Below are 1,144 nucleotides of genomic sequence, written 5' to 3'. Positions count from 1 at the left end.
GGCCGGATGTCCATGTCGGGTGGGTCGTAGTAGCGGTGGAAGGTCGGGGTCAGGCCGGAGGAGATCGGCGGGTTGATCCAGGACCAGTCGGTGGGGCAGGCTCGGCCCGCGGCTTCCTCGCGCTCGACGTGATCGCAGAACTGTTTGGCGACGGTGTGATGGTCGACGATGTACACGCCCGCCTTGCGGAAGCTGTGCAGCACCGCGCGGTTGAGTTCGACCAGAGCCTGATCGCGCCAGAGGTTGCGCTCTGCCCGGGTGTCCAGGCACATCATCTCCGCGATGAGCGGGAGCATGTTGTAGCGGTTGGTGTCGCTGAGATTGCGCGCACCGATCTCCGCGCCCAGATACCAGCCGTTGAACGGTGCGAACGGATAGGTCATGCCGCCGATCTCGAGATTCATGTCGGACACCGCGGGCAGCGCGTGCCAGCGCAGGCCCAGTCCGGCGAACCACTCGAACTCGGGATGCTCTAGTTCCACCTCGCGTGCGAGTTCGGGCGGGATGTCGAACCAGCGAACCGGCTCGTCCGGGGTACTGATCAGCAGCGGAAGGATGTCGAAAGGCGTTCCGGCGCCGCGCCACCCGAGCTTCATCGCGAATGCGGTGAGCTCGACGTTGGCGGCGTCGCCGGTGACCGTCCCGTCCCCGTTGCGGTAGCCCGCGTAGCGGATGATCTGCGGGCTGACGATGCGGAACTCGCGCCCGTCCGGTTGCCGCGGCGGCCCGACGGTGATCATCGACTGAATAGCGCCGTTGTTGGTGGCCATGTGCAGGTGCTGCCAGCAGACCTCGGCCAGGTCGCGCGCCGAGCGGACCCGCCGGGCGTCGAGCAATTTCAACGAGCGCCAATGCTTGCGGCCGACGCAGCGGGCGTGATTGCGCCAGGCGAGTTTGGCTCCGATCAGGATCTCCTCGGCGGTCTGGAGGTAGGAGCCGGTCTGTTCGAGCTGCTCCAGCGCGCAGCGTCGGCGCTGCGCGCTCAGGTGCGCCAATTCGGGCAGCCGGAAGAACTCGTCGCACTCCCGCATCCGGCGTTCCAGATCGGGCAGGAAAGGATTTGTGTCCGGTTCGTTCTCGATCGAGGAGACGGGCGACACTGGATTCACGGTTTTCTCCGGTCGGGCATAGGTGCTGCGATGAA

At 66.1% G+C, this 1,144-nt stretch carries 1 protein-coding gene; it reads right to left on the bottom strand.

The window, feature by feature from the left end:
* Positions 1-1,031 (bottom strand): nitric oxide synthase oxygenase (locus tag ACIHAX_RS37780; RefSeq protein WP_364440036.1); only part of this gene is annotated, 1,031 nt, incomplete at its 3' end.
* Between the last annotated feature and the right edge of the window lie 113 nt (positions 1,032-1,144).

Source organism: Nocardia sp. NPDC051929 (assembly GCF_044548645.1).
Classification (GTDB): domain Bacteria; phylum Actinomycetota; class Actinomycetes; order Mycobacteriales; family Mycobacteriaceae; genus Nocardia; species Nocardia sichangensis.
This window is presented reverse-complemented; position numbering and strand designations above follow the sequence as displayed.